Source organism: Salinadaptatus halalkaliphilus (genome assembly GCF_006543045.1).
GTDB lineage: Archaea > Halobacteriota > Halobacteria > Halobacteriales > Natrialbaceae > Salinadaptatus > Salinadaptatus halalkaliphilus.
This window is the reverse complement of record NZ_RBZW01000008.1, coordinates 61,537-68,646: the sequence shown is the minus strand read 5'-3', so window position 1 is coordinate 68,646 and position 7,110 is coordinate 61,537. Positions and strand designations below refer to the sequence as shown.

At 63.8% G+C, this 7,110-nt stretch carries 7 protein-coding genes and 1 pseudogene; 4 read left to right on the top strand and 4 right to left on the bottom strand.

The features are described 5' to 3' along the window. Both D8Y22_RS02570 and D8Y22_RS02565 read left to right on the top strand, forming a co-directional pair. Positions 1-300: pseudogene (locus tag D8Y22_RS02570) on the top strand (SPFH domain-containing protein); the annotation flags it as partial. A 119-nt stretch (positions 301-419) separates the two neighbouring features. Further along, complete coding sequence (locus tag D8Y22_RS02565; RefSeq protein ID WP_141463167.1) at positions 420-2,183, top strand: YcaO-like family protein; 1,764 nt, start codon at positions 420-422, stop codon at positions 2,181-2,183. Positions 2,184-2,214: 31 nt separating this feature from the next. Here D8Y22_RS02565 and D8Y22_RS02560 read toward each other — a convergent pair whose 3' ends face one another. Beyond that, positions 2,215-2,691: a hypothetical protein gene (locus tag D8Y22_RS02560; RefSeq protein ID WP_141463166.1), complete on the bottom strand. Its 477-nt coding sequence runs from the start codon at positions 2,689-2,691 to the stop codon at positions 2,215-2,217. 111 nt (positions 2,692-2,802) lie between these two features. Between D8Y22_RS02560 and D8Y22_RS02555 the strand changes: the two genes are divergently transcribed. Continuing rightward, positions 2,803-3,282: a cupin domain-containing protein gene (locus D8Y22_RS02555; protein WP_141463165.1), complete on the top strand. Its 480-nt coding sequence runs from the start codon at positions 2,803-2,805 to the stop codon at positions 3,280-3,282. A 70-nt stretch (positions 3,283-3,352) separates the two neighbouring features. Next, a complete protein-coding gene (gene cmk / locus D8Y22_RS02550; protein ID WP_141463164.1) occupies positions 3,353-3,970 on the top strand; it encodes a (d)CMP kinase in 618 nt (205 codons plus the stop codon). A gap of 71 nt (positions 3,971-4,041) precedes the next feature. Here the strand turns inward: cmk and guaB are convergent, their stop codons facing one another. The 3 genes from guaB to D8Y22_RS02540 all read right to left on the bottom strand — a co-directional run bounded on the left by guaB (position 4,042) and on the right by D8Y22_RS02540 (position 7,092). Further along, a complete protein-coding gene (guaB, locus tag D8Y22_RS02545) occupies positions 4,042-5,541 on the bottom strand; it encodes an IMP dehydrogenase (RefSeq protein WP_141463163.1) in 1,500 nt (499 codons plus the stop codon). 102 nt (positions 5,542-5,643) lie between these two features. Then, entirely contained in the window at positions 5,644-5,781 is a 138-nt protein-coding gene (locus D8Y22_RS22175; protein ID WP_174811730.1) for a hypothetical protein, read from the bottom strand. 282 nt (positions 5,782-6,063) lie between these two features. Further along, entirely contained in the window at positions 6,064-7,092 is a 1,029-nt protein-coding gene (locus D8Y22_RS02540; protein ID WP_141463162.1) for a zinc-binding dehydrogenase, read from the bottom strand. Between the last annotated feature and the right edge of the window lie 18 nt (positions 7,093-7,110).

Here is a 7,110-nt window from a genome sequence, read left to right as displayed (position 1 = left end):
GAGCAGATCGGCCAGAGCGACTCGACGACGTTCGTCATGCCCCAGGAACTGACCTCGATGGTCGGTCGGTACGGCAAACACCTCTCAGGTAGCGACATCAAAGACGACGGCGACGCCCTCGAGAGCCTGGACTTCGACGAGGAGACCCGCGAACTGATTGGCCTCGACGACATCGCGGAGATGATCGGCGAACTCGAGGAAGCCGAAATGGATGTCGAGGCGATGGAACAGGAGGCCAAGGCGATTCAGGAAGGCGAGGATATGCCCGCCGACGGGCCGACCGGAACCGGGGACGAGTAACGTCCGATCTCGACGCGTTCGGTCCTCATCACCGCTTTTGCAGCCGGTCGACACCGACGGTCGCTTTTCGCCGCGTCTCGAGCACGGTGTTTTTCACGATACCCCGCGAGCGTTCGCACATGCAAGTTCACGTCGTCGGCGACGATCCGGTCCGTGGGGCCGTCGCCGCTGCGCTGGGAGACGTCGACGTGTCGGTAACCGACGCGGAACCACCTGCCCTGACCGACGCCCGATTCGCCGTCGTCGCCGATGTCGCCGGATCACGGATCTTCGAGCGCGCGAACGAGGCCGCACTGTCGGGGGCGACCCCCTGGATCGCCGTCGAGATCGGCGGTATCGGCGGTGTCTCACTGTCGGCGGTCGACGCGGCGGTATCGGGATTTGCTCCCCAGACCGGCTGTTTCGACTGTCTCCGTGCTCGAGTCACGTCACACGTGACGCCCGAAGAGACGACTGAGAGCCCGTCGGCCGATCGTGCGACGGCTCGCCTTGCCGGTGCGGTAGCTGGCCGCGAGTGCATTCGCATCCTCTCGGGCGACGAGCAGTCGGTGCTCGGCCACGTCGTCGAACTACCACACCGCCGCCGACGCGTGTTGCCCGTGCCTGGCTGTGACTGTGCGACGGCCGAGCGAGATCGAACGCTCGAGCGCGACGAGGATGCCTTCGACCTCGAGACGGCGGTCGAACACGTCGAGCAGGCGATCGACGACCGAGTCGGAATCGTCGCCTCGATCGGCGAGATCGAGTCGTTCCCGGCGCCGTACTATCTCGCGACGAACGGGGAGACCAGCGGCTTCAGCGACGCGAGCGCCCCAACACAGGCGGCGGGCGTCGCCGACGATTGGAACGCGGCCCTAATGAAAGCCGTCGGCGAGGGCCTCGAGCGCTACTGCGCCGGCGTCTATCGTGACGAGGAGTTCGTCCACGCGAGCGAGGCCGAACTCGAACGCGCCGTGTCGCCGACCGATCTCGTTCGCCCCGACGACGCCCCCGCGTACGATCCGGATACACAACACCGCTGGGTCGAAGGCGAGAACCTCGCGAGTGGGGAGTCCGTCCACTTGCCGGCCGCCGCGGTCCAGTTTCCCCAACCTGGACGCCCGCTCGTGCCCGCGATCACGACCGGACTCGGGCTGGGCTCCTCGAGCGTCGACGCTCTCCGCTCGGGGCTGACCGAAGTCGTCGAACGCGACGCGACGATGCTCGCCTGGTACTCGACGTTCGAGCCGCTCGGCCTCGAGGTTACGGATGATGGCTTTCGGACGCTCGAGCGCCGGGCACGAAGCGAGGGGCTGTCAGTGACGCCGTTGCTGGTCACACAGGACATCGACGTGCCAGTCGTCGCCGTTGCCGTCCATCGCGACCGTGCAACCGCCGACCGTGAGATCGACCCAGCGGGAGACGATTGGCCGGCGTTCGCCGTCGGATCGGCCGCCGAACTCGACGCCACCGCGGCGGCGCGAGGGGCCCTCGAGGAGGCCCTCCAGAACTGGATGGAACTGCGAAACCTCGGCCCCGACGATGCCGACGAGGCTTCGGGTGCGATCGGCGAGTACGCGACGTTTCCCGAGGTGGGACGCTCGTTCGTCGACATCGAGCAACGCGTTCCAGCCGCAGGCGTCGGTCCCGATCCTACACCGACCGGTCGCGACGGCCTCGAGACGATCGTCGACGAACTCGAGGCCGTCGGGCTCACGCCCTACGCGGCGCGGCTCACGACCCGTGACGTCGACTCTATCGGCTTCGAAGCGGTCCGGGTCGTCGTCCCGGGTGCACAGCCGCTGTTTACCGGCGATTCGTTCTTCGGTGACCGTGCGGAGACAGTCCCCGCTGAGCTCGGCTTCGAGCCGCGCCTCGAGCGGGAGTTTCATCCGTATCCCTAACGGCGCGTTCCGCCGGGGATGGCAGCCGACGTTACAGCCCGTCTTCGTCGTCGCCGTCGGATTCGTTGCGGTCGGCGAGTTCGTCCGGATCGTCGATCGTTTCGCCCTGCTCACCGCGGTCGACGTCGATGACGAGGTCGTCTTCCTGGATGTAGATCAAGACAAGTTGCGTTTCGGATGTGATCGACACCTCCTGAGAGTCGACCGTGGCTCCGGACTGGGGCTCGAGCGTGGTGACGCGAAAGCTCTGATCGGTCGCACTGAGATGCGGTGGGCCGACCGTTTCACCAGGGGTAACGGAGTAGCCCTCGTCGTAGGACTGACGGTTCGTTTCGCGCTCGTAGGCCTCGAGTTGGATGTTGTACTGGCTGTCGGCTTCGCTGTGTATCTCGAGCGGGACGATTCCCTGAACGTTCCCCTCGAAGTGTTCCTGCACGCCACTGAGACAGCCCGCAAGCGACAGGAGCCCGACTGCGCTCGCGGACTGGAGGACCGTACGGCGATTCACGGCTGGTCGTCGGGCCCGAACGAACGTAGGCGTTGCGTTCCCGCATCACGTCGATCTGCGTGAGGCTCTTTCCCACGGTATTTTTGGTTCAGGGGACAACTATTACCCCGTATGGACAAAACAGCGATAGACGACATCGAGGTCGAGCGCAATCCGATGGAGGTCCACTCGATCAGGCGGCCCATATCCGATGCGCTCGGCTTCTCGGACTTCGCGATGAACTACTTCGAACTCGAGCCCGACGAGTCGTTTTCCGGCGGCTATCACACCCACCACGATCAGGAAGAGGTATTCTACGTCCAGTCGGGGACGGCCGCGTTCGATACCGAAGAGGGTACCGTGCCGGTCGAGGCAGGCGAAGTGATCCGGTTTGCTCCCGGCGAGTTCCAGCAGGGGTACAACGACGGCGACGAACCCGTCGTCGGCTTTGCGTTCGGCGCCCCTGGTGCGAAACACGACTGGGACCAGATCGAGTCGATGATTTACTGCCAGGAGTGCGACGAGGAGGTCGGCCACGGCCTCGAGCTCACCGACGAGGGCGGGTTCCGGATGACGTGTACGGCGTGCGAGCGCACATTTACGATCAGCTAACGGTCTGAGACGGTCTCACACCGACGACTCGAGAGGGGAGATTTTTCACCCCGACTCTCGATGTGTCGACATGGCCGAGACACCGTCGCCAACCGAACCGATAGAGACGACCCTGTTCATTACCGTTTCCGGTCCGCCGGGCTGTGGAGCGACGACGTTGTGTGAACGACTCGCCGACGCGATGAACTGCCCGTACGTCTCCGGCGGCGACATCTTTCGCGAACTCGCCGACGACCGGGACTTGTCGCTCAACCAGCTCACCGCGAAAGCGGACGCCTCCGAGGAGATCGACCGTGCGCTCGACCAGCGGCTGCAGTCGATCGCCGAGGAGTGGGGGATGGTGAACAAACCCTTCATCCTCGAGTCCCGGCTGGCCGGCTGGCTCGCCGGCAACCGCGCCGATCTCCGGATCTGGCTCGACGCGCCCGAAGACGTTCGCCTCGAGCGTATCGGCGACCGCATGGAGACCGAAGCCGAGATGCGGGTCCGGGAGGTCAGCGAGGCCGGTCGGTACGAGTCCTACTACGAGATCGATATCGACGACCGGGAGTTCTACGATCTGCACATCAACACGGCGCGCTGGAGCAAGTCGGGCGTGTTCGAACTGGTTCGAACGGCGATCGAGGAGTACGACGCCGAAATCGACGAGGGTGCGTTCACGACATCGTCAGTCGATGTCGAACAGTGAATTGCCTCGGGGTCAAGCCCCGGGCATTCTCCTATACCGCTTGTAAAGCGGGGCCCGCCGGCTGACGACGATCAGTCGCTATCGGGCGAGTAGTTGGGCGCCTCGTCGGTAATGACGACGTCGTGGGCGTGACTTTCGGCCTGGCCGGCCGAGGAGACGCGAACGAACTCCGACCGTTCCTTGAACGCGGAGATCGTTCCGGCACCGACGTAGCCCATACCGGATTGCATCCCACCGGCAAGTTGGTGGAGTTCCGACTGCAGCGAGCCCTTGTACGGCGTCGCGGCTTCGACGCCTTCCGGGACGTACTCGTCGTCCTCGGGCTCTTCTTTGAGGTATCGGTCGCTGTCGCCGGATTTCATCGCACCCACCGAGCCCATACCCCGATACTGCTTGTACTTCTTGCCGTTCATCGTGACGACGCGGCCGGGCGCTTCGTCCGTGCCGGCGAAGTACGAGCCCAGCATCACGGCGTCAGCACCCGCGGCGATCGCCTTGATCGCGTCACCGGAGTACCGAATACCACCGTCGGCGATCACCGGCACGTCGTGTTCGTTCGCGACGTCTGCGACCTGTGCGACGGCCGTAATCTGGGGCATGCCGGCACCGGAAACGACTCGGGTCGTACAGATCGAACCGGGGCCAATGCCGACTTTGATGCCGTCGGCAAAGTCGACGAGTTCCGCGGCGGCTTCCCGAGTCCCGACGTTACCGACAACGACATCGGCCTGTACTGTGGATGCGATCTCTCGAGCGCCCTCGATGACGTTCTTGTTGTGGGCGTGGGCGGTGTCGATAAAGAGGATGTCCGCGCCGGCTTCGTCGGCGGCTTCCGCACGGTCGGCCTCGAACGGGCTGACCGCGACGCCACAGCGCAGGCGACCGTCCTCGTCGCGGACGGCTTCTTCGTACTCGCGGCGCTGGAGAATTCCCTGCATCGTCACCAGACCGACGAGCAGGTTCTCGTCGTCGACGACGGGCACGCGTTCGATCTTGTGTTCGTACATCAGATCGAACGCAGCACGCGGATCAATGTCCTCCGAGGCGGTGATGACCTCGTCGGTCATCGCCTCCGTAACCGGATCGTCCTCGTTGACCTCGAGGTGCGGTCGAATGTCCGTACTCGAGATGATGCCGAGCACTTCGCCGTTGGTGTTGACGACGGGCGCGCCGCCGACACCCTCGCGGGCCATCTGATCGTCGACTTCGCGGACGGACATCTCCGGGTCGGCGGTGACGACCGAGTCGAAGGGGATGATGAGTTCGTCGGCGCTTTTGACGCGGCCGATCTCCTCGACCATCTCGTCGATGGTCATGTTTCGGTGAAGCACGCCGAGACCGCCGTGGCGGGCCATCGCGACCGCCATGTCGCTCTCGGTAACGGTATCCATCGCCGCCGAGAGGATGGGGACCGAGACCTCGACGTTCGTCGAGACCTGGGTGGTCAGATCGGCGTCGTCGGGTTCGACACGACTCTCCTTGGGTCGCAGGAGGACGTCGTCGAAGGTTAGCGCTTCCGGTACCTCGAGTTTCGAAGAATAAGGCTCGTGCTCGGGAACGTCGTTCGCCATGTAAACCGTCCGAACCCACACGTCAAAAGCGTTGCGAGATAGCGACTGGGGTGTCAACGGCTGGCGAACCGCAGTAACGCGAAACCGAGTGCGTCGAGTTCGTTACGCTCCGTCCACGAGGGGCGCTTCGAGTTCGTCCTCGGGATATCGGCTGTCACAGTTCAGACACTGGTAGCCCCCCTCGACGTGTTCGTACAGGCGTTCCCCACAATTCTGACACCTGCCGTAGGGGTGGTTCATATGAGTAGTAGCTGGGATCGTGTCGGAATAAAGATTGGCCTTCACAGCTGTATGCTCACCGTACCGCAGCAGTCGTACGGCTACTGATAAATAGTTATTGGCCAATTGAAACGTACTGCAGCAGGCTGATCGTAGATACGGATAGCAATAATATCATACTGGTAAAATACTACTATATAAAGCATGTATTTTAAGTGAGACTGGTTGAAACTGCTGTCGGCGCCGGCGGTGGCGAAGAGACACAGAGATGGGAGACGACCACGACGGTCGTCGCGAGAGGGGTTACTGGAGTTCGCTATCGGGCCGGACGACGACCTTCCCGAAGCCTTCGCGGTTCTCGATGATTTCGTGAGCGCGAGCAGACTCGCTCATCGGCAATTCTTCACGGATCGCGGGTTCGAACGTCCCGTCCCAGACGAGTTCCATGACGTCGTCGACTTGCTCCGGCGTGGCCATCGTCGAGCCGATGATCTCGAGTTGATTCCAGAAGATGCGGGGGATGTCCGTCTCGGGGTTGCCACCGGCCGTGCCGCCACAGGTGACGAGCCGGCCGCCCTTGGTCAAACTCGCGAGCGAGTCCTGCCAGGTTGGCGCGCCGACGTGCTCGACGACGACATCGACGCCGCGCCCGCCGGTCTCCTCGCGAACCCAGTCGGCGAAGTTCTCCGTCTCGTAGTTACAGACGTGATCGGCGCCGTGATCTTTCGCGTACTCGAGTTTCGCTTCCGTGCTGCCCGTCGCATACACCTCCGCGCCAGCGTGGTCTGCGATCTGGAGTGCCGCGTGGCCGACGCCGCCGCTTGCACCCAGCACGAGGACGGACTCGCTGGCCTCCAATTCGGCCCGCTCGATCAGCATCCGCCAGGCAGTCTGGAAGACGAGACAGCTCGAGGCTGCGACGGTCCAGTCGACATCGTCGGGCACTGGAATCAGGTTGTCCGCCGAAATCGCGGCGTACTCGGCGTGGATCCCGGGAACGTGCTCACCGATGATGTGATAGCGGGGATCGAGCGTCGGATCGTCCATCCGCAGGTCGCCGACGCCGGCCGAGAGGGCGACGCGGTCGCCCACCTCGAACCGAGTGACGCCGTCGCCGACATCCTCAACGATACCAGCGCCATCGCTGCCGGGAATGTGGGGCATCTCGAGGTCCAGCCCCGGCATCCCGCGTCGCGTCCAGATATCGAGGTGGTTGAGCGCCGCTGCTTTGACGTCGACGAGCACCTCGTCGCGGCCAACGTCGGGGTCGGGGTACTCGTCGTATTCGATGACGTCGGTATCGCCGTGCTCGGTGATTTGGACTGCCTGCATACAGGGCTGTAGACGGAA